This is a genomic window from Streptomyces sp. R28, assembly GCF_041052385.1.
GTDB lineage: Bacteria > Actinomycetota > Actinomycetes > Streptomycetales > Streptomycetaceae > Streptomyces.
The window spans coordinates 2151927-2177211 of record NZ_CP163439.1; the positions used below are offsets into that span (position 1 = coordinate 2151927).

Annotated in this window: 19 protein-coding genes and 2 pseudogenes; 8 read left to right on the forward strand and 13 right to left on the reverse strand. The window is 70.1% G+C overall.

Annotated elements, in window-relative coordinates; genetic code table 11:
* Window positions 1-164 precede the first annotated feature (164 nt).
* Window positions 165-2795: an ABC transporter permease/substrate binding protein gene (locus AB5J49_RS09420; RefSeq protein WP_369168076.1), complete on the reverse strand. Its 2631-nt coding sequence runs from the start codon at window positions 2793-2795 to the stop codon at window positions 165-167.
* On the reverse strand, window positions 2788-3876 hold the full coding sequence (locus tag AB5J49_RS09425) for a glycine betaine/L-proline ABC transporter ATP-binding protein (protein ID WP_369168077.1): 1089 nt from the start codon (window positions 3874-3876) through the stop codon (window positions 2788-2790). The genes AB5J49_RS09420 and AB5J49_RS09425 overlap by 8 nt, the downstream gene beginning before the upstream one ends.
* Before the next feature lie 216 nt (window positions 3877-4092).
* Here AB5J49_RS09425 and AB5J49_RS09430 point away from each other — a divergent pair, with 216 nt between their 5' ends.
* From AB5J49_RS09430 to AB5J49_RS09440, 3 genes are all read left to right on the forward strand, one after another.
* Complete coding sequence (locus AB5J49_RS09430; protein WP_369175091.1) at window positions 4093-5022, forward strand: 5'-3' exonuclease H3TH domain-containing protein; 930 nt, start codon at window positions 4093-4095, stop codon at window positions 5020-5022.
* Between the two features lie 216 nt (window positions 5023-5238).
* Window positions 5239-6084 (forward strand): siderophore-interacting protein, encoded by an 846-nt coding sequence (locus tag AB5J49_RS09435; RefSeq protein WP_369168078.1) that lies wholly within the window; start codon window positions 5239-5241, stop codon window positions 6082-6084.
* Between the two features lie 335 nt (window positions 6085-6419).
* Entirely contained in the window at window positions 6420-7979 is a 1560-nt protein-coding gene (locus tag AB5J49_RS09440) for an amino acid permease (protein WP_369168079.1), read from the forward strand.
* Here the strand turns inward: AB5J49_RS09440 and AB5J49_RS09445 are convergent.
* The 5 genes and pseudogenes from AB5J49_RS09445 to AB5J49_RS09465 form a co-directional block, all read right to left on the reverse strand.
* Window positions 7961-8473, reverse strand: a complete 513-nt coding sequence (locus AB5J49_RS09445) for a GNAT family N-acetyltransferase (RefSeq protein WP_369168080.1) — start codon at window positions 8471-8473, stop codon at window positions 7961-7963. The genes AB5J49_RS09440 and AB5J49_RS09445 overlap by 19 nt on opposite strands.
* Window positions 8466-9533 carry a hypothetical protein gene (locus AB5J49_RS09450; RefSeq protein ID WP_369168081.1) on the reverse strand — a complete coding sequence of 356 codons (1068 nt, stop codon included), beginning with the start codon at window positions 9531-9533 and terminating at the stop codon, window positions 8466-8468. The genes AB5J49_RS09445 and AB5J49_RS09450 overlap by 8 nt, the downstream gene beginning before the upstream one ends.
* 100 nt (window positions 9534-9633) lie before the next feature.
* Window positions 9634-9783 (reverse strand): annotated as a pseudogene (locus AB5J49_RS09455) (cytochrome P450); the annotation flags it as partial.
* Window positions 9714-10502, reverse strand: coding sequence for a terpene synthase family protein (locus AB5J49_RS09460; RefSeq protein WP_369175092.1), 789 nt, complete (start codon window positions 10500-10502; stop codon window positions 9714-9716). The pseudogene AB5J49_RS09455 and the gene AB5J49_RS09460, both read right to left, overlap by 70 nt.
* A gap of 264 nt (window positions 10503-10766) precedes the next feature.
* Window positions 10767-10994, reverse strand: a pseudogene (locus tag AB5J49_RS09465) (hypothetical protein); the annotation flags it as partial.
* 947 nt (window positions 10995-11941) lie between these two features.
* On the opposite strand from AB5J49_RS09465, the gene AB5J49_RS09470 reads away from it, so the two are divergent.
* Window positions 11942-12883: an RluA family pseudouridine synthase gene (locus tag AB5J49_RS09470; RefSeq protein WP_369168082.1), complete on the forward strand. Its 942-nt coding sequence runs from the start codon at window positions 11942-11944 to the stop codon at window positions 12881-12883.
* 18 nt (window positions 12884-12901) lie between these two features.
* On the opposite strand, the gene AB5J49_RS09475 is transcribed toward AB5J49_RS09470, so the two are convergent.
* The 6 genes from AB5J49_RS09475 to AB5J49_RS09500 all read right to left on the reverse strand — a co-directional run bounded on the left by AB5J49_RS09475 (window position 12902) and on the right by AB5J49_RS09500 (window position 18423).
* Window positions 12902-14335 (reverse strand): cytochrome P450, encoded by a 1434-nt coding sequence (locus AB5J49_RS09475; protein WP_369168083.1) that lies wholly within the window; start codon window positions 14333-14335, stop codon window positions 12902-12904.
* A 158-nt stretch (window positions 14336-14493) separates the two neighbouring features.
* Window positions 14494-15114, reverse strand: coding sequence for an ATP/GTP-binding protein (locus AB5J49_RS09480; protein ID WP_369168084.1), 621 nt, complete (start codon window positions 15112-15114; stop codon window positions 14494-14496).
* Window positions 15095-15499, reverse strand: a complete 405-nt coding sequence (locus AB5J49_RS09485) for a DUF742 domain-containing protein (RefSeq protein ID WP_369168085.1) — start codon at window positions 15497-15499, stop codon at window positions 15095-15097. The genes AB5J49_RS09480 and AB5J49_RS09485 overlap by 20 nt, the downstream gene beginning before the upstream one ends.
* Window positions 15496-15903, reverse strand: a complete 408-nt coding sequence (locus AB5J49_RS09490) for a roadblock/LC7 domain-containing protein (RefSeq protein WP_062710000.1) — start codon at window positions 15901-15903, stop codon at window positions 15496-15498. The genes AB5J49_RS09485 and AB5J49_RS09490 overlap by 4 nt, the downstream gene beginning before the upstream one ends.
* Window positions 15900-17486 carry a sensor histidine kinase gene (locus tag AB5J49_RS09495; protein ID WP_369168086.1) on the reverse strand — a complete coding sequence of 529 codons (1587 nt, stop codon included), beginning with the start codon at window positions 17484-17486 and terminating at the stop codon, window positions 15900-15902. Before AB5J49_RS09495 ends, AB5J49_RS09490 begins: the two co-directional genes overlap by 4 nt.
* 301 nt (window positions 17487-17787) lie before the next feature.
* Window positions 17788-18423, reverse strand: coding sequence for a TetR/AcrR family transcriptional regulator (locus tag AB5J49_RS09500; RefSeq protein WP_369168087.1), 636 nt, complete (start codon window positions 18421-18423; stop codon window positions 17788-17790).
* Window positions 18424-18596: 173 nt separating this feature from the next.
* On the opposite strand from AB5J49_RS09500, the gene AB5J49_RS09505 reads away from it, so the two are divergent.
* The 4 genes from AB5J49_RS09505 to atzF are packed head-to-tail and all read left to right on the forward strand — an operon-like array spanning window position 18597 to window position 25270.
* On the forward strand, window positions 18597-19421 hold the full coding sequence (locus AB5J49_RS09505; protein ID WP_369168088.1) for an urea amidolyase associated protein UAAP1: 825 nt from the start codon (window positions 18597-18599) through the stop codon (window positions 19419-19421).
* On the forward strand, window positions 19418-20053 hold the full coding sequence (locus tag AB5J49_RS09510; protein ID WP_369168089.1) for an urea amidolyase associated protein UAAP2: 636 nt from the start codon (window positions 19418-19420) through the stop codon (window positions 20051-20053). The genes AB5J49_RS09505 and AB5J49_RS09510 overlap by 4 nt, the downstream gene beginning before the upstream one ends.
* Window positions 20050-23583, forward strand: a complete 3534-nt coding sequence (locus tag AB5J49_RS09515) for a 5-oxoprolinase/urea amidolyase family protein (protein WP_369168090.1) — start codon at window positions 20050-20052, stop codon at window positions 23581-23583. The genes AB5J49_RS09510 and AB5J49_RS09515 overlap by 4 nt, the downstream gene beginning before the upstream one ends.
* A 25-nt stretch (window positions 23584-23608) precedes the next feature.
* Window positions 23609-25270 carry an allophanate hydrolase gene (gene atzF / locus AB5J49_RS09520; protein ID WP_369168091.1) on the forward strand — a complete coding sequence of 554 codons (1662 nt, stop codon included), beginning with the start codon at window positions 23609-23611 and terminating at the stop codon, window positions 25268-25270.
* The last annotated feature ends 15 nt before the right edge of the window (window positions 25271-25285 follow it).

Consider the following 25285-nt stretch of genomic DNA (forward strand, 5'->3'; position numbering starts at 1 on the left):
TCGGGGGGTGGGGTAGCGCTGCGTGGTTGGCCGGATCCTTGTCGTAGGCGCGGACGGGTCCTGGTCCGGTCGATGCCGGCGGTGACGCAAACAGCACCGGGTGCGGGATTCACGTACGCATGAATCCCGCACCCGGTGCGTTTTTCCGTGTCAGGGCCTGCGAGCTATCCCGTCACAGGCGCCAGCTCGTCCTCGATCCCCGGATTGGCGTCCATCCACCGGCGGGCGGACTCCTTCTCGTTTCCGGCGCCGCCCTTCTGGATCTCCACCTCCAGTGAGGCGAGTTGCCCCTCGGTCAGCCTGAAGTTCTTCAGCCAGCCGTTCAGTTCGGGGAATTCCTGGCCGAAGTCCTTCTTGGCCACGGTGTGGATCTGCTCGCCCTTGCCCCAGGCACCCTCGGGATCCTTGAGCTTCTTCAGGTCGTACTTGCCGTACGCCCAGTGCGGCGACCACAGCGTCACCACCACGGGCTCACGCTTCTTGATCGACCGGTCCAGCTCCGCGAGCATCGACGACGTACTCGACGACACGACCTTGTACTCGCCATCCAGGCCGTACGCCTTCAGCACCGACTTGTTCAGCATCCCCATCATCCCGGCACTCGCCTCGATGCCGATGATCTTCCCACCGAACTCCTTGCCCCGGCCCTTCAGATCGGCGAGCGAGTCGACACCCTTCACATACGACGGCACCGTCAACTCCAGCGAGGTGGGCCCGTACCACGCACCGAGGTCGTCCAACTTCCCCTTGAAGCGGTCGACATACTCCTTGTGCGTGGTCGGCAGCCAGCCGTCCAGCTGTACGTCCATCTGCCCCTGCGCGAGCGAGGTGTAGAGCGGGCCGGGGTCGAGCTGCTTGACGTTCGGCTTGTAGCCGCGGTCCTCCAGGATGTTCTGCCAGAGGTAGGTGGCGGCGATGGCCTCGTCCCACGGGAAGTAGCCCATGTCGACGGTCTTGCCCGCGTCCCGGCCCTGCGCCTTCGCGCCGCCGGCGACCGGGGCGAGCTTGTCGACCAGGCCGGGGTTCTTCTTCAGCCAGGCGCGCACGCCGTCCTGCTCCTGGCCCTCGCCCGCCGCGCGGATGTCGTTCTCCAGGCTCGTCAGCTGCGTCTCGGTGAGCTTGAAGTCCTTCAGCCACTTCGCGACGGCCGGGTCCTTCTTGTCGAAGCCCTTGTGCGCGACGGTGTGGATCTGCTCGCCCTTGCCCCAGGCACCCTCGGGGTCCTTGAGCTTCTTCAGGTCGTACTTGCCGTACGCCCAGTGCGGCGACCACAGCGTCACCACCACGGGCTCACGCTTCTTGATCGACCGGTCCAGCTCCGCGAGCATCGACGACGTACTCGACGAGACCACCTTGTACTCGCCGTCCAGGCCGTACGCCTTCAGCACCGACTTGTTCAGCGTCCCCATCATCCCGGCACTCGCCTCGATGCCGATGATCTTCCCACCGAACTCCTTGCCCCGGCCCTTCAGATCGGCGAGCGAGTCGACACCCTTCACATACGACGGAACCGTCAACTCCAGCGAGGTGGGCCCGTACCAGGCGCCGAGATCGTCGAGCTGGGAGCTGTACTTGTCCCAGTACGCCTTGTGCGTGGTCGGCAGCCAGGCGTCGGTCTGGAAGTCGATGTCGCCGCGGGCCAGGCCGGAGTAGAGCGGACCGGGGTCGAGCTGCTTGACGTCGGTCGCGTAGCCGCGCTGCTCCAGGAGCTCCTTCCACAGGTACGTGGTGGCGGTGCCCTCGTCCCAGGGGATGTAGCCGAGGTTGATCTTCTTGCCCTGGCCCACGTTCGTGCTGTTCCCGGCGGCGGTCTGCGCGCTGCCGTCGGAGCCGGTCAGGTTCATGCCGCCGGCGACGAGGGCGAGGACCGCGACGCCGATGACCGCCACCGCGCCGCCCGGCTTGTACTGCGCGAGCCTGAAGCGGCCCGCGGCAGCGACCGCCGCCTTGGCCGCGGCGCGGCGGCCGAGCGGGGACACCCGTTGGCCCAGCGCGCCGGTCATCCGGTCCAGGTACATCGCGAGGACGACCACGGCCACACCGCTCTCGGCGGCCAGGCCGACCTTGAGCTGGGTGATGGCGGAGTAGACCTGCTCACCGAGGCCGCCGGCCCCGGCCATGCCTCCGATGACCACCATCGAAAGGGCCAGCATGATCACCTGGTTGACCCCGGCCATGATCGTCGGTAGCGCGAGCGGCAGCTGGACGCGTGCCAGTGTGGTGCGCGGGCTGGTGCCGAACGCCTCGGCCGCCTCGATCAGTTCGCCGTCCACCTGTCGGATGCCGAGCTCGGTCATCCGCACGCCCGGGGGCATGGCGAAGATGATCGTCGCGAGGAGGCCGGGGGTGGTGCCGACGCCGAAGAACATGACGCCGGGGATGAGGTAGATGAAGGCCGGCATCGTCTGCATGACGTCGAGCACCGGCCGCAGCTGGGCGCTGACCCGGTCGCTGCGGGCGGCCCAGATGCCCAGCGGCACCGCGAACACGATGGTGATGACCGCGGCGACGAGGACGAGCGAGAGCGTGTCCATCGCGTCGTCCCACAGACCGAGCGAGTCGATCAGGGCGAGGCCGACGAAGGCCAGAGTACCGGGCAGCAGACCGCGCAGCCAGCACGCGACCACGGCGAGGATGCCGGCCATCAGCAGCGGCTCGCCGCCGCCGAGGACGGCGTCGACAGCGTCGTACATGCCGCCGAGCACGGTGTTGATGATGTCGAACACCCAGGTCAGGTGGGACTGGAGCCAGCCCACCAGGTCCTCGATCCAGTCACCGAAGTGGATCCTAGGCATTGGCGATCACCTTCCCGTCGCGGGTGCCGCGCGGGTTGTCGCAGGGCTCCGGCTCGCCCTGCTGGTCGCCGAGGAGGCCGACAAGGCGTTGTCTGGGGACGCGGCCGACGAGTCTCCCCTTCTTGTCGATGACTGCCACGGGGTGCGTCAGTCGGGCGCTGATCGCGCAGAGCTCGGTGAAGGGGGTGTCCGGCGTCGCGGTCTCGCAGCCGCAGCCGACCTCGTCGCCGCGGACGTCCTCGTCCATGACGGCCGCCGCGGTCAGGACGCGGGAGCGGTCGACGTCCTGGATGAAGGAGGCGACGTAGTCGTTGGCGGGGCGGATCAGGATGTCCTCGGCGCTGCCGGTCTGGACGATGCGGCCGTCGCGCATGACCGCGATGCGGTCGCCCAGGCGCATGGCCTCGTTGAGGTCGTGGGTGATGAAGACGATCGTCTTCTTCAGGGTCTGCTGGAGCTGGAGCAGCTGGTCCTGCATGTCACGGCGGATCAGCGGGTCGAGCGCGCTGAAGGACTCGTCCATGAGGAGCAGGTCGGCGTCGGTGGCGAGGGCGCGGGCGAGGCCCACGCGCTGCTGCATGCCGCCGGACAGCTCGTCGGGCCAGGACTTCTCCCAGCCGGCCAGACCGCACAGTTCCAGGGCCTCGGCGGCGCGCCTCTCGCGCTCGGCGCGGGGCACGCCCTGGACACCGAGGCCGTAGGCGGCGTTCTCCAGGACGCTGCGGTGCGGGAACAGCGCGAAGTGCTGGAACACCATGCTGATCTTCTGCGCGCGGACCTCACGCAGCTCGCGGTCGCCGAGCGCGGTCAGGTCCTGGCCGTCGAAGCGGACGTGACCCGCGGTCGGCTCCAGCAGCCCGTTGAGCATGCGCAGCAAAGTGGACTTGCCGGACCCGGACAGACCCATGACGACGAAGATCTGGCCCGGTTCCACGGTGAAGGAGGCGTCGATCACGGCGGCGGTGGTGCCGTCGGCGCGCAGCTCCTCCCGGTCGGCTCCCTGGCGGAGCCGCTCGACAGCCTCGTCCGGTCGTCTGCCGAACACCTTGTAGAGGTGTTCGGCCTCAAGCCTGGATGACACGGGTACCTCTTGTCTCGACGGCAAATGAGAAGAGAGCGACGGGCGCAACAGTTGAATGTGCAAGCGCATCGCTCCGGGCGGGGCGCCTGCCCTCGTTCCCCGATCGCAAACGCACAAGTGGTCCAGCCCACAGTGCAGGCGCACACCGCAACGCGTTGCGCATCGAAGAGCGGCTGTCCGCGCACCAGCGGGCCGGTGTCAGTGCCGTACGGCATGATGCGTGGCGTGACCGGACGACTGATGCTCCTCGACACCGCCTCGCTCTACTTCCGCGCCTACTTCGGCGTCCCGGACTCCGTGAAGGCCCCGGACGGCACGCCGGTGAACGCCGTGCGCGGGCTCCTCGACTTCATCGACCGCCTGGTCAAGGACCACCGCCCGGACGCGCTGGTGGCCTGCATGGACGCCGACTGGCGGCCCCAGTGGCGGGTCGACCTGATCCCCTCCTACAAGGCCCACCGCGTCGCCGAGGAGCACGAGGTGGGGCCCGACGAGGAGGAGGTGCCCGACACCCTGTCGCCGCAGGTGCCGGTCATCGAGGCCGTCCTCGACGCGCTCGGCATCGCGCGCGTGGGGGTCGAGGGGTACGAGGCGGACGACGTGATCGGCACGTTCACCGCGCGGGCGAAGGGCCCCGTCGACATCGTCACCGGCGACCGCGACCTGTACCAGCTGGTGGACGACGCGCGCGGGGTGCGGGTGCTGTACCCGCTCAAGGGCGTGGGCACCCTCCAGCTCACCGACGAGGCATGGCTGCGCGAGAAGTACGGCGTCGACGGCCGGGGGTACGCGGATCTGGCGCTGCTGCGCGGCGACCCGAGCGACGGTCTGCCCGGCGTGCCCGGCATCGGTGAGAAGACGGCCGCGAAGCTGCTGGCCGAGTTCGGCGACCTGGCCGGGATCATGGCGGCGGTCGACGACCCGAAGGCGAAGCTGACGCCCTCGCAGCGCAAGCGGCTGGACGAGTCGCGGCCGTACGTCTCCGTCGCGCCGACCGTGGTGCGGGTCGCGGGCGACGTCCCGCTGCCGGACGTCGACACGGCGCTGCCACGTACGCCCCGGGATCCGGCGGGGCTGGACGAGCTGGCGATGCGGTGGGGGCTCGGCGGGTCGCTGCAGCGGCTGCTCGTGACCCTGGGGGCGTGAGCGCGTCCGCGGGCATGTGGGCGTCCGGGGGCGTGCCGACGCCGGGGGCGCGAAGGGGTCCCGAGGCAGTGCATGGGGTTACTGGCGCGGGGAATTAGTTCCTTGTGTGCGCGATATGCACCCGTTCGTGAACGAGTCGTAGCGAGTCACAGCGCCATTCAGCGCATGGAGGTGCTAACTTAGGTAAACCTAAGCTTGGAACGAGGGAGGTCAGTGATGGCACTACGCCCTGCCCGCAAGCCGCGCAGGCCCCACTCCGCGCAGGTCGTCCGTACCGAACGGCTGACCCCGCACATGCAGCGCGTGGTGCTGGGCGGCGAGGGGCTCGCCGACTTCGCGGCGGACACCTGCACGGATCACTACGTGAAGATGCTGTTCTCCCCCGAGGGCGTGAGCTACCCCGAACCCTTCGACCTGGAGCGCATCCGCGAGGAGCTGCCGCGCGAGCAGTGGCCGGTGACGCGGACGTACACCGTGCGGGCCTGGGATCCCGAGCAACGTGAACTGACCCTGGACTTCGTGCTCCACGGCGACGAGGGCCTGGCCGGCCCGTGGGCGATGCGCGCCCAGCCCGGCGAGACCGTGCGCTTCATGGGTCCCGGCGGCGCCTACGCCCCCGCCCCGGACGCCGACTGGCATCTGCTCGTCGGTGACGAGAGCGCGCTGCCCGCGATCGCCCGCTCCCTGGAGTCACTGCCCGACGGCGCCACGGCGTACGCCTTCGTGGAGATCGCCGGCCCCGAAGAGGAGCAGAAGATCGACTCCGATGTGGAGGTCTTCTGGCTGCACCGCGGCTCCCGCCCCGTCGGTGAGGCGCTGGTCGAGGCCGTGCGCGCGCTGGAGTTCCCCGAGGGCCGGGTGCATGCGTTCGTGCACGGCGAGGCGCACTTCGTGAAGGAGCTGCGCCAGCTGCTGCGGGTCGAGCGCGGCGTGGCCCGCGAGGACCTGTCGATCTCCGGCTACTGGCGGCTCGGCCACAACGAGGACGGCTGGCAGGCCTCCAAGCGGGACTGGAACGCACGGATCGAGGCGGAGCAGGAGGGGGCGGCGCCGGCGGCGTAGCCCTGCGTGGACCCAAAGGGGCGGCACCTTCACGGGAGCCGCCCCTTCGCCGTGCCGCCGCCGGCGCCGGCAACCCATCGCCCGGCTGAGCGGGCCGACGTCGGCCGACTGCCGCACCCGGGCGGGCATCCGCGACGGCGCCATGAAGGCGGAGGACGGACCGCTCGAGCATGCCTTGATCTTCGCGCCGGCATCCACGCGAGGCCGCGCCGCCGATCCGTGAGGACTTAGGATCGCCTCGGACATGAGCACGTCATGCATTCGAAACAGCCCCTCCCTAATTTCTGTCGCCCGACAGGAATTCTCGCGCCGCTGTGCGAAAGCAGGTTGCCGCCATGACGAGCACCGCCCCCGCCGCACCTCGCCCCGACCCACCGCACGACCCTGACGAGCACTCCCTCGCCGCCTTCGGATACCGCCAGGAACTGCACCGCAGCCTCGGCCGGTACGCCTCGTTCGCGGCGGGCTTCTCCTTCATCTCCGTCCTGACCACGGTCTTCCAGTTCTTCGCGTTCGGGTACGCGTTCGGCGGCCCGGTCTTCTTCTGGGCCTGGCCCGCGGTACTCGTCGGGCAGCTGCTGGTGGCGGCGTGCTTCGCGGAGCTGGCCGCGCGCTATCCCATCTCGGGCGCGATCTACCAGTGGTCGTCGCGGCTCTCGAACGTCACCTTCGGCTGGTTCGCCGGCTGGATCATGGTGATCGGGCAGATCGTGGTGGTCGCGGCGGCGGCGCTGGCGCTGCAGATGGTGCTGCCGGCGCTCTGGTCCGGCTTCCAGCTGATCGGCACCGACCCCACGCCGACCTCGGCGGACGGCGCGGCCAACGCGGCACTGCTCGGCGTGATCCTGCTGGCCCTCACCACAGTCGTGAACCTCATGGACAACCGAGTGCTGTCGCTGGTCAACCGCGTCGGTGTGACCGCCGAGATCATCGGCGCGGTACTGATCATCACGCTGCTGCTGACCCACTCCGAGCGCTCCCCCGGCATCACCTTCCACACCGAAGGCGCCGCCCAGTCCGGCCTGTTGGGCGCGCTGCTGGTGGGGTCGTTCACGGCGGCGTACGTGATGATCGGCTTCGACAGCGCGGGCGAGATGAGCGAGGAGACACACCATCCGCGCCGCACCGCGCCCCGCACGATCCTCACTGCACTGGGCGCCGCGGGCCTGCTCGGCGGGCTGCTCGTGCTGGGCGGGCTGCTCGCCGCGCCCAGCCTCACGGACGGCCGGCTGGCGGTCGACGGTCTGAGCTACGTCCTGACGAGCAGCCTGGGCGACGGTGTGGGCCGGGCGCTGCTGGCCGACGTGGTGGTGGCGATCACGGTGGCGACCCTCGCCATCCAGACGGCGGCCTGTCGGATGCTGTTCTCGATGGCCCGCGACGGCCAACTCCCGTTCTCCCGGCGCCTCGCGAAGGTCAACCCCCGCACCGGCATGCCCAACGCCCCCGCCGTGGTGGTCGGCGTCCTCGCGGCGGCCCTGCTGCTGCTCAACTTCGCCTCGCCGGAGGCGTTCCTGGCCATCGGCACGACCTGCATCGTGATGCTGTACCTGGCGTACGCGATGGTCACCGGGCCCCTGCTTGTGGCCCGCCTGCGCGGCCGCTTCACGACCGACGGCACCGACGAGACGGGCGCCCGCCTCTTCTCCCTCGGCCGCTGGGGCGCCCCGGTCAATGCCCTTGCCCTGCTCTACGGCCTCGTCATGACCGTCAACCTCGCCTGGCCACGGGCCGCGGTGTACGACCCGGCGGGTGGGCACTGGTACTTCCAGTGGTTCACGGTGTTGTTCCTGGGCGCCACGGTCGTCGCGGGCACGGCATTCCGCGCGTACCGCGGCCTCAAGGCCGCCTCGACAGCCGTACCGGAGACGACCGTTCAGGACGGGGCCGGCTGACCTGTCCGATCAGTCGTCCTGCACGCGTGCGTGCAGGATGCCTCGTGGCGGGCGGCGTGCAGGAGGTCCAGGCAATGGAATCCGATGTCGTCCAGGGCCCAGCGGGCCAGAGCAGTCGTCACGCGGGCGGCGACGCCTTTGCCGCGGGCCTCGACGGTGGTGCAGTAGGCGACTTCGGCCGTGCCCTCATCGAGCCGTGTCTCGCGCAGCGCCACACGGCCCAGCAGACGGCCGGTGTTCACGTCCACGAAGGCCCACTGCGCGGGCCGCTCCTCCTCCCAGTCCTTGCGCCAGCCCTCGCTCCAGCCGCCGACCGCCTCCACGGAGTCGGCGGAGGAGGTGTCAACCGCGAGGTGGCAATTTCTCCCGGGCGAGCCGGTCCGAGCGCGCCACCAGATCCCGTCGAAGACATGCCGACGATCTCGCGGTGGCCTGCCCATCCTCGGGATCGGCGGCAACAGCGGCTCCAGCCGCTCCCATTGGGCGTCAGACATATCTCCACGAGCCGTCCCGAGAGCGTTCCGTGCCCTTGATCAACATCTCAAGCTTGTCCAGCCGGGCCAGGTCCTCGTTGTAGTACTGGAGCCGGACGCCGGGGGCGGCGTCGAGGTAGCGGGCGGAGATGCGGTGCCAGGCATCCATGTTGGCGTTCCAGTCCCTCATGCTCAGCAGACAGCGGTGCAGCCCTTGCCGCACGGCCTCATCAAGGTGCATGCCGTGTGCGATGCGGTTGGTGAGCGTCTGCTCGGCTTGGCGGAAGTCCTCGATGCGGGCGGCCATGCGCTGGAGGGTCTCCTCAACGGCTGTTTCAAGACTGCAGCCGCGGGCACGGCTGATCACGGTGACGATGTTGGAGGTATCGGCAGCGCTCCTTTCCTTGGCCAGGGAATGCAGGTCATTGCACCAGGCGCAGTAGTCGACCGTCGCGGTCACGCAGGTCTGGTACTCGGGGGTGTGGTAGAGCTGCGGCGGCAGTTCGGTCTGGGCTGCCAGTTCGACCAGGTCCATCCACATGATCATGGCCACGGAGCGGCGCCGGAGCTCGATGTAGTTGTCGATGGTTTCACTGGCACCAGCGCTGCGGTTGTCGAACTCACGGTCGTTGGCTGCCACTACTCCGTCCCAGTGCTGGGTGAAGCGGCGCCACCATACGCCGGAGAAATGGGGGCGGATGCGGCGCAGGATGTCACCGAGGGCTCGCGGTGCCGGATGGTCCGCGTTAGAGCCGGCGGGGTCGTGGACGACCTCGCGGATCTGAGTGACCTGCCTGCGCCACTCGTATTCCTTGCCTTCGATGATCAACCGGTCGTGCTGATCGTCCCAAAGGAAGAACCAGCATGTCAGGTCGGCCAGGATCTGGGCGCCTTCACGGGTGGCGCCATAGGAGTACCGGGTACCCAGGTCGGCGTAGGCAAGCCGGTCGAAGTACTCGGCGGCCATCCCGGGCGACATCATGCCCATCCGCTGGACCCACTCCTTGGACTGCGCACATATGCTGCGGGCGCGCGGGTCAATCCTGCCGGTAAAGGGAACGGGAACGCTCGGTATCTGCATGCTTGCCCCCAGAGTGGTGGTAGCCGGTCGTCCCTGCCCTCGGCACGCGCCCACCAGCAGCACGCGATGCAACAGGGCGCAAAGGACGTATTTCCAAACACGCGCGAGTCGGGCCGGTCCGGATCTCGACCAGGTCGCCGTGAACGGGCAGCGAGGCGAGGAACTCGACCGCGCGTCGCATCAGCGGGAGTGCATGCCCGACAAGGGGTAACGCTCTGGGTGCTGTCCCAGTGGTGAAGTCGGTGGCCATGAGCGGTTCCTCTCCCCTGATATCCCGATGCACAGGGCCTCGGTGAACCTCGCCACGGCGTCGCGTTCCCGTCGGTTCAGGTCCAGCGGGGCGCACAGCCGGGGCACGTGCTCCAGCAGCAGGACGTGGTTGTGCGCGTCACGGTGCGGCTCGCCCCGTTCCATCCCGTGTACGTCATTCATCCGGGCGATCGCGTCGGATGCTGCGTACCTCATCCGCCTCATCCACGCACTGTCCTGTGTCCGGGCGGGCACTTCGAAGCCGCCGACGCGCTCGCCCATGTCGAGGAACGGCTCCACCCCCACGCTGATGCAGCGCAGAGCGCGGTAACTGTCGATGTCGAGGATGATGCCGTTGCGGTGGTTGTGGTCCTCCAGCGGGAAGGTGGCGAAGAAGTCTGCCCAGTTCCGGGCCGATCGCGCCTGCCAGTCCTGCGACATACGCGCGCACAGGTCCCGCCACAGACCACGCCAGACTCGGATAAACAGCGTAAGGCGGCCTAAATGCCCACCCTGGGCGGGCATCGAGGGGGCAGACGTTCCATGAGCGGGCGACGTGACGGCCGTCACGCCCTCGATGATCCTGACCACCAGGCCCGGTGCCTGCACTCCCGGCCCTGACAGCTGGTCGTCCATCACGAACGCCAGCCCGATGCGATCCACCGTGCGGATGAACGCGTCCAGCGCCCCGGGCCCGCCCACCAGGTCCTCGTCCCTCATCCACGCGCACGCACGGGCACGGCAGCGCTTTCCATCTGGGCTGCTACAAGCCGGTAATGGAATCGAGAATTGAATTTCCTGTGACACTTCTTTCCCCTGTTGCATGCGTCGCACGTCCTGACGTCGCCTGGGCCGGCTCGAACCGTCGCGCGGCCGGCAAGCCGGCGGTTCGCATGGCATGGCAGATGTCGCTGCCGGGCGGGGACAGCAGTTGAGGAATCGGCCCCTGAAGACTTCGCCGTCCGCCGGGCCGTCGACGAGGCGGGTACGGTCCGGGGCGTGCCCGAGGGGGCCGGTGACCTCCTCGTGGCCCTGATGGCCGGCGAGCGGAATGTTGCAGCGGGCGAGGCAGTTGCGATGCGTTTCGTTCACCGGAGGACACATTGCGTCTATGTCGGACAGTCCCCACCAATCGGTCCGCTCATGGGCCACCGGAGCGGCACCATGGGCGGAGTGAGCGGTCGACAACACGCCTGGGCCGGGTGCGGTCATGCGCCCTCCGTATGGTGGGGTCCGCCGGGCGCCACAGACGCGCGACGGAGGCCTGGGACAGGGACATGGCGGGATGGCGGGGGAGACGAGGGCCACGACGGCGTCGCGACTTCGGGCAATCAAGTCCTCAACGTGGGAACGCACCAATGACGTTCAGGATTGCACGGATGTGGGCGCCGTCAGCCTAGATCAGGTCCACGTGGTCGATCAGACGGCCCAAGACGTCCGCGCAGTGCGGTGGCCGCCTACCGCTGGCGAGCGTGAACAGGACCAGGGTCTACCTGCGCGAAGATCGTCCAGGCGGGACCTGCGGTGGCGTCCGGCTCCCCGAACCCGCCAAGCAACTCGTCGCGCAGGTCGAACGCCCCGCCCAGGGGCGGCGCACAGGCGGTGAAGGTGCCGAAGAGGGGTCAGCCGGCGCCGGGCAGGGCGCCGCCGATGTGCAGGAGGGCGATCAATCGTGTACGGCGCAGCGTCGAAGGGTGCGATCGCCGGGACCCGGTCGGCGTCGGGGGCGCCCCTGGGCAAGTCGACGATCCGTTGCAGGCCAAACCCACCAACCCCGCCTGCCAGTTCGATAAGCCGCTCCGCCGACAGTGCCCCCACCACGGTTGGAACCCACATCTCCGACAACGCCTGTCCCACAGTTGGTCTCAGGTCCACAGACATCACCCCACGCGCTCGGCCGAAAGGAAGAGCACGCCGCTCCAAGGCCGCGTGTTGCGGCTTGTTGCGACCTGGACAAGTTTAGGAGTGTGCCAGCCACAAGCCCATGGCGTAAGGCGCACGCATGTACGCACCGATGCGTACGCGACCTACGCAGTGCGCCCCGAAGAGGACCCGCACTGCGTACTGCCGCGGGATTCGCACCTCATCTCACGCGCGCGTACGCCCCACCAAAACGCGACAGAGTCCTCGCCGCCGTGCCCCTCGTAGACTTGATCGTGATGAGACGCCGTACTCCGCCCCCACCCTCTCCCCTGCCGCAGCGCAAAGGGGTGGATCCGGTGCGGATCCGGTTGCCGGCCGGGACCGCCTGGGCGACCGTGCGGGATCATCTGGTGGCGCGGCTGGCGGCCGGGACCGGCGTGATCGACGAGATGCTGGACGCGGGGCGGATCGTGGACGCCACCGGGCGTCCAGTGTCCAGGGACACAGCGTATGTGCCGGGGATGTTCGTGTGGTTCCATCGGGAGCTGCCCGACGAGGAACGGGTGCCGTTCCTGGTCGACGTCGTCTACCGGGACGAGCACGTGGTGGTGGCCGACAAACCACACTTCCTGGCCACCACGCCACGCGGAAGCCATGTGGCCGAGACGGCCCTGGCACGACTGCGGCGGGAGCTGGGTGTCCCGACGCTCAGCGCGGCGCACCGGCTGGACCGGCTGACGGCCGGGCTGGTGCTGTTCACTGTGCGACCGGAGGAGCGCGGGGCGTATCAGACCTTGTTCCACGACAAGCGGGTGGCGAAGGAGTACGAGGCGGTCGCCCCGTACGCCCCCGCGCTGGAGCTGCCGCGCACCGTGCGCAGCCGGATCGTCAAGGAGCGCGGCGTGGTGGCGGCCCGTGAGGTCGAGGGAGAGCCCAACGCCGTCAGCCGGGTTGAACTGCTGGAACACCGGGAGGGGCGTGCCCGGTATCGATTGACACCGAGTACCGGACAGACACACCAACTGCGGGTGCACATGAGCGCCTTGGGGGTGCCGATCCTCGGCGATCCCCTCTATCCGGTGGTGACCGGCCCCGTGGCGGCAGGTGACTTCCGGCGCCCGCTCCAACTGCTGGCGCGGATCCTGGAGTTCACCGACCCGATCACGGGGCGCGAGCACCGGTTCGTCAGCCCGCGTGTGCTGCGGGCCTGGTCGTCCTACGACGAGTGGGCTGGGTAGCCCCGCTGCTCGGTCGGCTCACTCGCCACGCCACCAGCGCAGGAAGCGCCGGAACACCCCTGGCCGCCGGACCGTCGGTTCGGGCAACGGCGTCGGAGCGGAGGGCTCCGACGCGACGGGCTCCTGGGCCGCCGTCCGCGGCTGCGGCGTGGTGGGTTGCCAGTTGACGGGACGTTGTGCCGCCACCGGGTGCGCGGGGCCCGCCATGACGTCCTGTTGGGGCTTGGGCGCGAACTTCACCGGCAGTTCGGCCAGGTGCCGGTTCGAGATGGACGCCCGCCAGCTCAGCTCGTCCTCAGGGCAGGCGAGTTCGACGTCGGGAAGTCGGGTCAGCAGCGCGTCGACGCCGACCTCGGCGATGGCGCGGCCGATGTCCTGGCCCGGGCACTCATGGGGACCGCCGCTGAAGGCGAGGTGGGAGCGGTTGCCCTGCATATGGGCCTTGGGGTCGGGTCGGACACGTGGGTCGACGTTGCCCGGCGCAAGACCCACGAGGAGGCCGTCACCTTTGCGGATGCGCTGGCCGCCCAGCTCGGTCTCCTGCTTGGCGAAGTAGCCCAAGAGGGTGCTGAACGGCGGCTCGTCCCACAGGGACTGCTCGACCGCTTCGGGCACCGTCATCTGGCCGCCGCTGAGCTGGGCACGGAACCGCGGGTCGGTGAGCACCACGCGCAGGACGTTGGCAAGGAGGTTGGCGGTGGCCTCGTACGCGATAATCAGGACGACCCGCAGATGCTGGCCGACCTCTTCGTCGCTCAGCCGCGCCGGGTGGTTGATCAGGTGGCTGGTGAAGTCGTCCTTGGGTTCCGCCCGGCGGCTGATGGTGAGCCGCATGAGGACATCCATGATGTACGCGTTGCTGGCGATGGCGGTCGCGGTGCCCTTGGGCAAGTCGCGGGCGGCCTGCACGAGCTGGTCGTTGTACTCGTCGGGCATACCGAGGATCTCGCACAGCACGATCATTGGCAGGCGTTCGGCGAACTGGCTGACCAGGTCGGCTCGGTCCTCCTCACAGAACTGGTTGACGAGCTCCTGGGTCGCTCGGTTGATGTACCGGCGGATGCCCCGGTGGTCGATGGTCGACATGGCCCCGGTCACGGCGCCGCGCAGCCGCAGGTGCTCGTCTCCCTCGGCGTGGCAGCAGATGGGCTGCCACGCGAGGTGCGGCATGAGCGGGTGATCGGGCTTGACGGTGCCGTCCTGCATCGAGTTCCACAACCGGGTGTCGCGGGAGAACTGCGAGGGAGTGCGCACCGTGTGCATGTTCTCGGCGTGGCCGAGCACCACCCAAATGGGCACGTCATCGGGCAACAGCGCGGGAGCCACAGGACCGTGCTCGGCCCGCAGCTTCTCGTACACGGCTCCCAGGTCCTCCGCGTCGGGGCCGTACAGCCGGCGCAGCCCGCCAGGACCGATGCCGTGCGCGGGGCAACCGGGGGGCGGGGAGACCATGGGCTCGTCCGTACCGGTCGGGAAGGGAGATTCAGGCGTCACTATGGTCGCTCCGAAGCTGAAGTGATTCCGGTGTACAGGAGGTGAGGGGCCCCGGTCCTGGCGGTTCGGCGAAGCCAGGACCGGGGGGAGGAGGTTGCGCGCAGGGCATACGTGCCTTACGCCGGAGCCCTGGCCGTAGCCAGCGAATGCAAGAAGTGCATCAGGGTCATCAGGACATCGCGGCTGGAGGCCCGGCGGCGGACGTCACACTCCACAATGGGGATCTCCTCGGCCAGGTCGAGGGCCGTACGGAGTTCGGAGACGGGGTAACGAGGTGCGTCCGGGAAGGTGTTGACGGCCACCACGAAGGGCACGCCACACTCCTCCAGTCGCCCTATGACGTCGAAGCTGACCTCGAGGCGGCGGGTGTCGACCAGCACGACCGCGCCCAGCGCGCCCTCGAACAGCCCGTTCCACAGGAACCAGAAGCGTTCCTGACCGGGTGTGCCGAAGAGGTACAGCACGAGTTGCTCGGTGATGCTGATACGGCCGAAGTCCATCGCGACGGTGGTGGCCGTCTTGGTCTCCGAGCCGAAGTTGTCGTCGACGCCGATACCGGCCTGCGTCATGGTCTCTTCGGTGGTCAGTGGCTTGATCTCGCTGACCGAGCCGACCATGGTCGTCTTGCCGACGCCGAAGCCACCCACGATCACGATCTTGACCGCGGCCTCGGCCGTGTGCGGCAACTGGTCCTCGGTCCGTGGACCGGGGATGATGTCAGAGCCTTTGAAGTCCATGCATCACCGCTTCGAGAAGTGAACGGTCGGCGACGGACTGGCGCACGATCGGTGCGCGCGCCGTCACCAGACCGGCCGTCAGCATGTCGGTGAGCAGGACCGTCGTCATGCTGAACGGCAGGTTGAGATAGGCCGAGAGCTCGGCCACGGACAGCGGGGTGGTGGAGAGCCGGAGCAGCGCCGATTGTTCCGGCGTGGCGGAAGGCGGCGGGTCGGCGCGCGCCACGATTAAGGTGACGAGGTCGAGGTCACCGTCGCGCTCGCCGCCATCCGGACCGGCCACCACGAAGAGCCGTTCCGGTTGCTTCTGGTTCCCGGTCTTGGCGGGCGGTGGGGGCGGTGCTTGTCCCTGGGGGTTTCGCCGCTGGCGTTGCGGAGGAGTCATACGGTCTGCCCGTTGCGCCGGGGCGGACTGGTGAGATGGGCGCCGATGCGGGCGACAAGGTCCGTCATGCGGTTGCTCATCCGGCCGGGTTCGGCGAACGTGTCGGAGAGCACCGCGAGATAGGCGTTGGCGCCGGCGGCCATCAGGTAGAAGTACCCGCCGTTGATCTCGATCAGGACCATCTTCATCTTGCCGTCGCTCTTCGGGATCTCCGAGGCGACGGCGCTCGCCAGGCTCTGCAGGCCGGCGCAGGCCGCGGCGACGCGGTCGGCGGTGTCCGGGTCGCCGCCGTAACGGGCGATGCGCAGTCCGTCGGCGGAGAGCACCACGATCATCTGGATGCCCGGTACGCCGTCGTGGAGCTCCTTGAGCATCCAGTCGAAGTTGGCGCGCTGCTGGATCACTTGAGGTCCCCCTCCTCGTCGGCCTCGGGGCGGGCCGGCTGGGTTCGCGGTTTGAGTGTGAGCGGGTCCGGCTGGTCCTTGAGGCCGTTCCAGAACGCCTCGACCCACGCTCCGGGAGCGGGCTCGTCCACCACCGGCTCGGGCTCGGGCTTGCGCGTCGACCAGATGGTCGGCCGGCCCTCCCGTTCGGCCTGCTCGATGGCCGCCTGCTCGGCGAGCCGCTTGCTGAGCGGGGTCTTGACCCGGCTGCGGCGCTGGGGCAGCCCGCCCGCGGTCCACTCGGTGACGACGGGGACGTCGTCCGACATGGAGACCGCGGCGGGGAGCTTCGGGCTGGTGGGGCGCCGCTTCTTGGGGGCGCGTTGGGGCCCTTCGATCACATCGGGGTCGTCGGCCTTGGGCGCCGACCCGGCGCCGATGCCGTGGGCGAGTCCGGGGGCGGGGTCGGTGGTCATCATCTCGCGCGGCACCACGAGGACGGCGCGGACGCCGCCGTACGCGGAGGAGCGCAGCGAGACCTGCATGTTGAAGGCCGTGCAGAGGCGGCCGACGACAGCCAGGCCCAGGCGCGGAGACTCGCCGAGGTCCTGGAGGTCGGTGCCCTGCTTGGCGCGCTCGAGCATGCCCTCGACCCTGGCGCGGGCCTCTTCGCTGAGGCTGACCCCGGCGTCCTCGATCTCGATCGCGACGCCGGTCTGCACCTCGGTGGCGGTGACGTGCACCTTGGTCTGCGGCGGCGAGTAGCGGGTGGCGTTGTCGAGGAGTTCGGCCGCGGCGTGGATGATCGGCTCGACGGAGATGCCGGCGATGTTGACCTTGACGATGGAGTCCAGGCTGATGCGGCGGTACTCCAGGATCCGGGACATGGCGCCGCGCAGCACGCTGTACAGCGGTACGGGTTCGGGCCACTGACGGCCGGGGCGGCCGCCGCCGAGCACGGAGATGGAGTCGGCGAGGCGGCCGATCAGCATGGTGCCGTGGTCGATGCGCAGCAGGTCGTCGAAGACCTCGGGGTTGCGTCCGTGGTCCTCCTCCATCTCCCTGAGTTCCACGGCCTGTTGATGGACGATCGACTGGACGCGGCGGGCGATGTTGACGAAGGAACGCTGGGCGGAGTCGCGGACGGCTTCCTCGTGATCGACGATGTCGACCATCGTCCTCACGAACTCGACCTGTACCGGCGAGAGTTGGGCATAGGACGGGTCGATCTCGGCGAGGTCGCGCATCACCTCATAGGGTGAAGCGCCACAGCGCAGCCGGTGGATCGCGGCGGGCGTGATCTCCGTGGCGAGGCGGATCATCTCCGCTTCGTGGGCGGCCACACGCCGTTCCAGATACGCGGCGTGACGGGCGTGCTCGGCCCGTGCGTCCCGCAGGGCGCGGCCGCGGCGCGCCGCTTCGGCCGCGGATACCAGCACCAGCAGCAAGGCCACGGCACCGCATACGCCGACGGCCGTGCGGGCCGGTTCCGCCACCACGGCGACGGCGGCTCCGGTCGCCGCGGCCATCACTATGGCAGGCAGCAAAAGCACGCGCGCGTACGGGAGTTCACGCCGGCTGGGCGGGGATTGAACGCTCACCATGTGGGCCCTCTGAAATGAATCGGGTGGGTGTAGGGGGAGCCTGCAAGGGGGAATGTCATGGGTATGTCGGAATCTTCTGCATGATTGGGAACAAGCGCACGATTACACCTCAACTCGGTGCGCTGCGGGCGAGCTTAGTCCGACCGGATCATCGCTGTGTCATATTCAGCAAGCACCTGAAATGGGGCTCGCGACAGGAGTACGCTCGGCCTCATTTATACGCTCGGATTACATTCGCACACGGTGCGTCACGGTGTACGGATGTGCGAAAGTCACTCACCGTGACGGGTGAAAGGTCGCCTCAGACGCCGGCGATCCGCAGGGCCGCGTCGGCCGTGGCCTCGGCGAACACCGACACCGGACGCTCCGGGTCCGAGCGGTGGACGAGGATGACGCCCTCGATCAGGCCGAAGAGCAGGTCCGTACGCAGCTCCAGCTCGCTCTTGGCGAGTGCGCCGCCCGCAGCCGTGGCGGCGAGCAACTGACGGTAGGCGTCCTTGAGTTCGGCGCGCACGGCATGGAAGCCGGCGAAGCGTTCGGCGCGCACCTCGGGCAGCAGGTACAGCCCGCCGAGGTTGTGCGGGCCGCCGCACAGCAGCTCGACATCGGCCCGGCACAGCCCCCACAGCCGGTCCTCGGCCGGGGTCGAGTCGTCGGCGAGCAGCTCACGGGCGTACACGAGCGAGGGCGTGACCGTGGACTCCAGTAGCTCGGCGAGGAGTTCCTCCTTGCCGGAGACGTAGTGGTACATGGACGCCTGCCGCATGCCCGCGCGCTCGGCGACGGCACGGGTGGTGGTGGCGGCGTAGCCCCGGGTGGTGAACAACTCGGCGGCGGCCACGAGGAGTTCGGCACGCGGCTCCAGTCCGCTGTCCGGCCGCTGAGCGGCCCGCGGCCTGCCGACCCGCCGACTGCCCGGCTCGCCTGACGTACCCATGGGTTCGATCCTCGCACACGGGGGCGCAGGACGATCTCCGCGAGAGCCCCGTCTTGCACTCGCGGTAACCACCCGGCAACACTCCGGTAATCCTCCCGACCCACCCCGCCCCTAATTTCTGTCGGGCGACAGAAATACACCAGGAGGCCGACCCCGAAGCGGAGGTCCCGCGAATGGCGACAGAGACCACGTACGGAGCCCGTGACCATGCCCGCGCCCAGGAAGGGAGCCGGGCCGAGGCCATGCCCGTCGTGCCGGCCGAGGACTGGCCGGCACCGCCCGGTGAGGCGGGGCGGCTGGTGTGGGCGGAGACGGTGGCGGGCGGCAACTACACGCACAGGGTGCTCGCCCGCGGCACGGAGCTGCGGCTGACCGATCTGCGCGGCGATGCCTGCGCGCATCTGCTGCTGTTCGTGGCCGACCGGCCCTGGGAGCGGCTGAACGTCGCCGACACGGTGAAGGTCCAGTGGAACGCCTACCTCGGCGAGCGCCGACTCCTGCTCTCCGACCAGGGCCGCGTACTCGCCTCCGTCGTCACCGACACCTCCGGGCGGCACGACGCGCTGTGCGGCACCTCCACCCTCGTGCGCAACACCGAGCGCTACGGCGACGGCAGCCCGCAGTCCCCCTCCCCCGCCGGCCGCGAACTGTTCAAGCTGGCCGCCGCGAAGAACGGCCTCGAGCCAAGGGATCTGCCACCGTCCCTGTCCTTCTTCCAGGGCGTGGAGGTACGCGAGGACGGCACCCTCGACTTCACCGGCTCGGCCGGGCCGGGCGGCAGCGTGACCCTGCGCGCCGAGCAGGACGTCACCGTGCTGATCGCCAACGTGCCGCATCCGGCCGACCCCCGCACCGAGTACGTCAGCACCCCGCTGGAGGTGCTCGCCTGGCGCGCGGCCCCGACCGGCCCCGGCGAGCCCTTGTGGGAGGCCACGCCCGAGGGCCGCCGCGCCTTCCTCAACACCGCCGAATTCCTTGCCGCGAGGGGGCTCGCATGACCACGAACACGACCACGACCGTCGTTGCGGCCCGCGCCCCCTGGTCGTCCGTCGTCCGCGAGGGCGAGACGCTCACCATCACCGACCTGCACGGCAACCAGGCCGTCGACTTCCTCGTGTACGACGCCCACGACACGTCCGTCCGCTACAGCGCGCCCGACACGATCCAGGCGCAGGGCGGCATCTTCCTCACGACGGGCAGCGTGCTCATGTCCAACGAGCACACCCCGCTGATGACCGTCGTCGCCGACGAGGTCGGCCGGCACGACACCGTCGGCGGCGCCTGCTCCAAGGAGTCGAACACCCTGCGGTACGGCCACCACACGTGGTCGCAGCACGCGTGCGTGGACAACTTCCTCGCCGAGGGCGCCAAGTACGGCCTCGGCAAGCGCGACCTCGTCTCCAACGTCAACTGGTACATGAACGTGCCGGTCGAGAAGGACGGCACCCTCGGCATCGTCGACGGCATCTCGGCACCGGGTCTGTCCCTGACCCTGCGCGCCGAGCGCGACGTCCTCGTCCTCGTCTCCAACTGCCCCCAGATCAACAACCCCTGCAACGGCTTCGACCCGACGGCAGTGGAGATGACGATCACCGGGGCGGGCCACGGAGCCGGGGCGGGCGGCGCATGAGCTTCGACACGCTGCTCGTCGCCAACCGGGGCGAGATCGCCGTCCGCATCATCCGTACGGCCCGCGAACTGGGCCTGCGCACGGTGGCCGTGTACTCCGACGCGGACCGCTCGGCACCCCACGTCCGGCTCGCCGACACGGCCGTACGGCTCGGCCCGGCGCCCGCCAAGGAGTCGTACCTCGACGCCGACCTGGTCCTCAAGGCCGCCAAGGACAGCGGGGCCGGGGCGATCCACCCCGGCTACGGCTTCCTGTCCGAGGACGCGGCGTTCGCGCGGCGCTGCGAGGAGGCCGGGATCGTGTTCGTGGGACCGACGCCCGAGCAGTTGGAGCTGTTCGGGGCCAAGCACACGGCGCGGGCGGCGGCCGAGGCGGCGGGCGTACCGCTGGCGCCGGGGACCGGGCTACTGGGGTCAGTCACCGAGGCACTCGAAGAGGCCCAGGCCATCGGCTATCCCGTCATGCTCAAAGCGACCGGCGGCGGGGGCGGAATCGGCATGTCGGCATGTCGCCGCGCCGATGAACTGACCGAGGCCTGGGAGCGGGTGCAGCGGGTCGCCGCCGCCTCCTTCTCCTCCGCCGGCGTCTTCCTGGAACGGCTCGTCGAGCAGGCCCGCCATGTCGAAGTGCAGGTCTTCGGCGACGGCGACGGCAGGGTGGTCACCTTCGGCGACCGGGACTGCACGCTGCAACGGCGCCATCAGAAGGTGGTGGAGGAGGCCCCGGCACCAGGTCTCCCCGCTCACATACGCGAGCAACTGACCTCATCCGCCCGCGACTTGTGTGCCTTGGTCGGCTACCGCTCGGCCGGAACCGTGGAGTTCGTGTACGACGCCGCCCGTGAGGAGGCCTACTTCCTGGAGGTCAACACCCGCCTCCAGGTGGAGCACCCGGTCACCGAGGAGATCTACGGCGTCGACCTGGTCGCCTGGATGCTGCGCCTTGCGCGCGGCGAGCGCGAAGTCGTCCACGCCCCGGGCCCGCCGCGCGGCCACGCCGTCGAGGCCCGCCTCTACGCGGAGGACCCGTCACGCGAACACCGGCCCAGCGCAGGCCTGTTGACGCGAGTGGAGTTCCCGCACGGCGTGCGGGTGGACGGCTGGGTCGAGACGGGCACCGAGGTGACGACGGCGTACGACCCGATGCTGGCGAAGATCGTCGCGTACGGCCCCGACCGCGCACACGCGCTTCAGCGGCTGGACGAGGCGCTGGCCCGCACCCGCGTCGACGGCATCGAGACGAACCTCGGCCTGGTGCGGGCGGCGCTGGCGAACCAGGACTTCCTGGCCGCCGCCCACTCGACGGCGACCCTCGCGACCGTGCCCGACCCCACCCCCCGCATCGAGGTCCTCGCCGGCGGCACCCTCACCACGGTGCAGGACTGGCCGGGCCGCACCGGCCACTGGCAGGTCGGCGTGCCGCCGTGCGGCCCGATGGACGACCTGTCCTTCCGGCTCGGCAACCGCGCCTTGGGCAACCACGAGGGCGCGCCAGGTCTCGAATGCACGCTCCAGGGACCGACGTTGCGGTTCACACACCCCACCACCGTGTGCGTGACGGGCGCCCCGGCCCCGGTCACGGTCGACGGTACGGCGGTGGCGCAGTGGGAGCCGTTGACGGTGCCGGCGGGTGCCGTACTGGAGGTCGGAGCGCCGGCCGAGCACGGACTGCGGACGTACGTCCTGGTCGCGGCCGGTCTCGACGTCCCCGCCTTCCTGGGCAGCGCGAGCACCTTCACGCTCGGCAGGTTCGGCGGGCACGGCGGACGCGCGCTGCGCACGGGCGACGTCCTGCACGGCGGCACGGTCACCGAGGGGACACCGGTCCCCTTGCCCGCCCGCCCCTCCTTCGGTGCCGTATGGCACATAAAGGCAGTCGAAGGACCGCACGCCGCACCGGAGTTCTTCACCGAGGACGACATCCATGACTTCTACGCCGCCGACTGGAAGGTCCACTTCAACTCAGCGCGGACCGGCATACGGCTCATGGGTCCCCGGCCGCGCTGGGCGCGCGCCGACGGCGGAGAGGCGGGCCTGCACCCGTCCAACATCCACGACACGCCGTACTCCGTCGGCGCCGTCGACTACACCGGCGACATGCCGGTGCTGCTCGGCCCGGACGGCCCGTCGCTGGGCGGGTTCGTGTGCCCGGCGACGGTGATCAGCCGCGAGCGCTGGAAGCTGGGGCAGCTGCGGCCGGGCGACACCGTGCGGTTCATGCCCGTGCGGGCCGACGGCTCCGCGCGCCCGGCGATCGTCGACGGCGGGGTGCTGGCGCGGGACGGCGACGTGACGTACCGCCGCAGCGGTGACGACCATCTGCTGGTCGAGTTCGGGCCCATGCAACTGGACCTGGCCCTGCGCATGCGCGTCCACGCGCTGATGGAGGCGGTGGCCGAGGCGGGCCGGGACGGGATCACCGATCTGACCCCGGGCATCCGCTCCCTCCAGATCCAGACGGACCCGACCCGTCTGCCGCAGCACGAACTCCTCGCCGAGGTGCGGGAGATGGTCGCCGTCCTGCCGCCCACCGACGAGCTCGTCGTCCCGTCCCGCACCGTCCACCTCCCCCTCTCCTGGGACGACCCGGCCACCCGCGAGGCCATCGCCCGCTACATGGCGGGCGTACGCGACGACGCGCCCTGGTGCCCCTGGAACATCGAGTTCATCCGCCGCGTCAACGGCCTGGAGTCGGTCGAGGACGTCTACCGCACGGTCTTCGACGCGGAGTACCTGGTCCTGGGGCTGGGCGATGTGTACCTGGGCGCCCCGGTCGCGACCCCGCTGGATCCCCGGCACCGCCTGGTGACCACCAAGTACAACCCGGCGCGCACCTGGACGGCGGAGAACTCGGTCGGCATCGGCGGGGCCTACCTGTGCATCTACGGCATGGAGGGGCCCGGCGGCTACCAGTTCGTGGGCCGTACGACCCAGGTGTGGTCGGGGTGGCAGCAGCGCGGGGCGTTCGAGCCGGGGTCGCCCTGGCTGCTGCGGTTCTTCGACCGGATCAGGTGGTATCCGGTGGGCGCCGAGGAACTGCTGGAGCTGCGGGCGGACATCACGTCCGGGCGGTTCGTGCCGCGCATCGAGGAGGGCACCTTCTCGCTCGCCGGGTACCGGGCCTTCCTGGCCGAGAACGCCGAGCCGATCGCGCGGTTCCGGGCGCGGCAGCAGGCCGCGTTCGCGGCGGAGCGGGACGCGTGGGAGGCGGCCGGCGAGTTCGCGCGGGCGGAGCAGGCGCCGGCGCCGGCCGCACCGGCGGTCGAGGTGACCGTCCCGGCCGGCGGGCGGCTGGTGGAGGCGGAGTTCGCCGCGTCCGTGTGGCAGGTGAACGTCCAGCCGGGTGACGAGGTGAGCGCCGGTCAGCCGCTGCTCGCCCTGGAGGCGATGAAGATGGAGTCCAGGGTGCACGCGCCGACCGACGGCGTGGTCGCACAGATCCTGGCCAGGCCCGGTGACCAGGTCGAGGCGGGGACCCCCTTGGTGGTCCTCGCGCCGGCCACCGACTCGACGGCCGGATCCGTGAGTTGATGAGTCGACAGTCAAGGAGCACCGCATGTCCACCGCCCTCGCCCGCGTCCGCGCCGCCTACGCCCGCATCGAGGCCGTGGACCGCCCCGAGATCTGGATCGACCTGCGCCCGCGGGAGGAGGTCGAGGCGGAGGCCCGGCTGATCGACGAGCGCGTGACCGGCGGGGAGCGACTCCCCCTGGCGGGGCTGCTGTTCGCGGCGAAGGGCAACATCGACGTCGCGGGCCTGCCGACGACCGCGGGCTGCCCGTCATACGCCTACTTCCCCGAAGCCGACGCCCCGGTCGTCGCCCGCCTGCGCGCGGCCGGTGCGATCGTGCTCGGCACCACGAACCTGGACCAGTTCGCCACGGGCCTGGTCGGCACCCGCTCCCCGTACGGCGCGGTCCGTAACGCCCATGATCCGGGCAGGGTCAGCGGCGGCTCCAGCGCCGGTTCGGCCGTCGCGGTGGCGCTCGGCGTCGTCGACTTCGCGCTCGGCACGGACACGGCCGGCTCGGGCCGGGTTCCGGCCGCCTTCAACGGCATCGTCGGCCTCAAGCCCACCCGGGGTCTCGTCCCGGCGGAGGGCGTCGTCCCGGCCTGCGCGTCCATCGACTGTGTGACGGTGTTCGCGCGGACGCTGCCGGAGGCCGAGCAGGCACTGTCGTTCATGGCGTCCCCGCCCGGCCGAGCCCTGCCCCCGCTCCCCCAGCGCACGCCGGGGCCATGGCGCGTCGCGGTCCCGCCGACGGACCGGCTCGGCGAGCTGGACGAAGGCTGGGCAGAGGCCTACGAGGCAGCCGTACGGCAGCTCACCGCTGCGGGCGCCGAGATCCGCACCCTCGACCTCACCCCGTTCACCGAGGCCGCCGCCATGCTCTACGAGGGTGCGTTCGTCGCCGAGCGCTACACGGCCGTGGGGAACTTTGTCGACAAGGCGATGGCGGCGGGCGACGACACCCTCGACCCCACCGTCGCCGGCATCATCACCCGCGCCCGGGACCTGCCGGCCCACCAGCTCTTCGCGGACCAGGACCGGCTGGCCGCCCTGCGCGCACGGGCCGAGGCCGAACTCGCCGACGCGGACGCCGTGTTGCTCCCCACCACGCCCGGCCACCCCACCCTCGCCGAGGTGGCCGCCGACCCGCTGGGGGCCAACGCCCGCCTGGGCCGCTTCACCAACTCCACGAACCTCTTCGACCTGGCGGCGGTCGCCGTCCCGGCCGGTGAGGTGAACGGCCTGCCCTTCGGCGTGATGCTGATCGGCCCGGCGTTCACGGACGAACGGCTCGCGAGGATCACGGGGCTGCTCCGCCCGGAGGTCCCTCTCGCCGTGGTCGGCGCGCATCTCTCGGACCAGCCCCTCAACCCGCAACTCCGGTCCCTGGGCGCCCGATTCGACCGTACGACCGCCACCGCGCCCGTGTACCGCCTGCACGCCCTGTCCACGACCCCGGCCAAGCCGGGCCTGGTCCACGTCGGCGAGGGAGGTGCGGCGATCGAGGCCGAGGTGTGGCGGCTCCCGGCCGAGGGGCTCGGCCGGCTCCTCGCTCAGCTGCCCCGCCCGATGGCCCTGGGGCGCGTGGAACTGGCGGACGGCAGCCACGTCCCGGGTTTCCTGTGCGAGCCTGGGGCCCTCACGGACGCCGAGGACATCACGTCGTACGGGGGCTGGCGGGCGTACCTCGCGCGGGGCCGCTCCTGACAGCGGTTCAGCGGA

What these genes read in the sequence shown, in the direction of transcription:
- AB5J49_RS09420 (WP_369168076.1), bottom strand. Translation starts at nt 2,795, where the DNA reads ATGCCTAGGATCCACTTCGGTGACTGGATCGAGGACCTGGTGGGCTGG.
- AB5J49_RS09430 (WP_369175091.1), top strand. Translation starts at nt 4,093, where the DNA reads ATGCGTGGCGTGACCGGACGACTGATGCTCCTCGACACCGCCTCGCTC.
- AB5J49_RS09435 (WP_369168078.1), top strand. Translation starts at nt 5,239, where the DNA reads ATGGCACTACGCCCTGCCCGCAAGCCGCGCAGGCCCCACTCCGCGCAG.
- AB5J49_RS09440 (WP_369168079.1), top strand. Translation starts at nt 6,420, where the DNA reads ATGACGAGCACCGCCCCCGCCGCACCTCGCCCCGACCCACCGCACGAC.
- AB5J49_RS09445 (WP_369168080.1), bottom strand. Translation starts at nt 8,473, where the DNA reads ATGTCTGACGCCCAATGGGAGCGGCTGGAGCCGCTGTTGCCGCCGATC.
- AB5J49_RS09450 (WP_369168081.1), bottom strand. Translation starts at nt 9,533, where the DNA reads ATGCAGATACCGAGCGTTCCCGTTCCCTTTACCGGCAGGATTGACCCG.
- AB5J49_RS09460 (WP_369175092.1), bottom strand. Translation starts at nt 10,502, where the DNA reads ATGAGGGACGAGGACCTGGTGGGCGGGCCCGGGGCGCTGGACGCGTTC.
- AB5J49_RS09470 (WP_369168082.1), top strand. Translation starts at nt 11,942, where the DNA reads ATGAGACGCCGTACTCCGCCCCCACCCTCTCCCCTGCCGCAGCGCAAA.
- AB5J49_RS09475 (WP_369168083.1), bottom strand. Translation starts at nt 14,335, where the DNA reads ATGGTCTCCCCGCCCCCCGGTTGCCCCGCGCACGGCATCGGTCCTGGC.
- AB5J49_RS09480 (WP_369168084.1), bottom strand. Translation starts at nt 15,114, where the DNA reads ATGGACTTCAAAGGCTCTGACATCATCCCCGGTCCACGGACCGAGGAC.
- AB5J49_RS09485 (WP_369168085.1), bottom strand. Translation starts at nt 15,499, where the DNA reads ATGACTCCTCCGCAACGCCAGCGGCGAAACCCCCAGGGACAAGCACCG.
- AB5J49_RS09495 (WP_369168086.1), bottom strand. Translation starts at nt 17,486, where the DNA reads ATGGTGAGCGTTCAATCCCCGCCCAGCCGGCGTGAACTCCCGTACGCG.
- AB5J49_RS09500 (WP_369168087.1), bottom strand. Translation starts at nt 18,423, where the DNA reads ATGGGTACGTCAGGCGAGCCGGGCAGTCGGCGGGTCGGCAGGCCGCGG.
- AB5J49_RS09505 (WP_369168088.1), top strand. Translation starts at nt 18,597, where the DNA reads ATGGCGACAGAGACCACGTACGGAGCCCGTGACCATGCCCGCGCCCAG.
- AB5J49_RS09510 (WP_369168089.1), top strand. Translation starts at nt 19,418, where the DNA reads ATGACCACGAACACGACCACGACCGTCGTTGCGGCCCGCGCCCCCTGG.
- AB5J49_RS09515 (WP_369168090.1), top strand. Translation starts at nt 20,050, where the DNA reads ATGAGCTTCGACACGCTGCTCGTCGCCAACCGGGGCGAGATCGCCGTC.
- atzF (WP_369168091.1), top strand. Translation starts at nt 23,609, where the DNA reads ATGTCCACCGCCCTCGCCCGCGTCCGCGCCGCCTACGCCCGCATCGAG.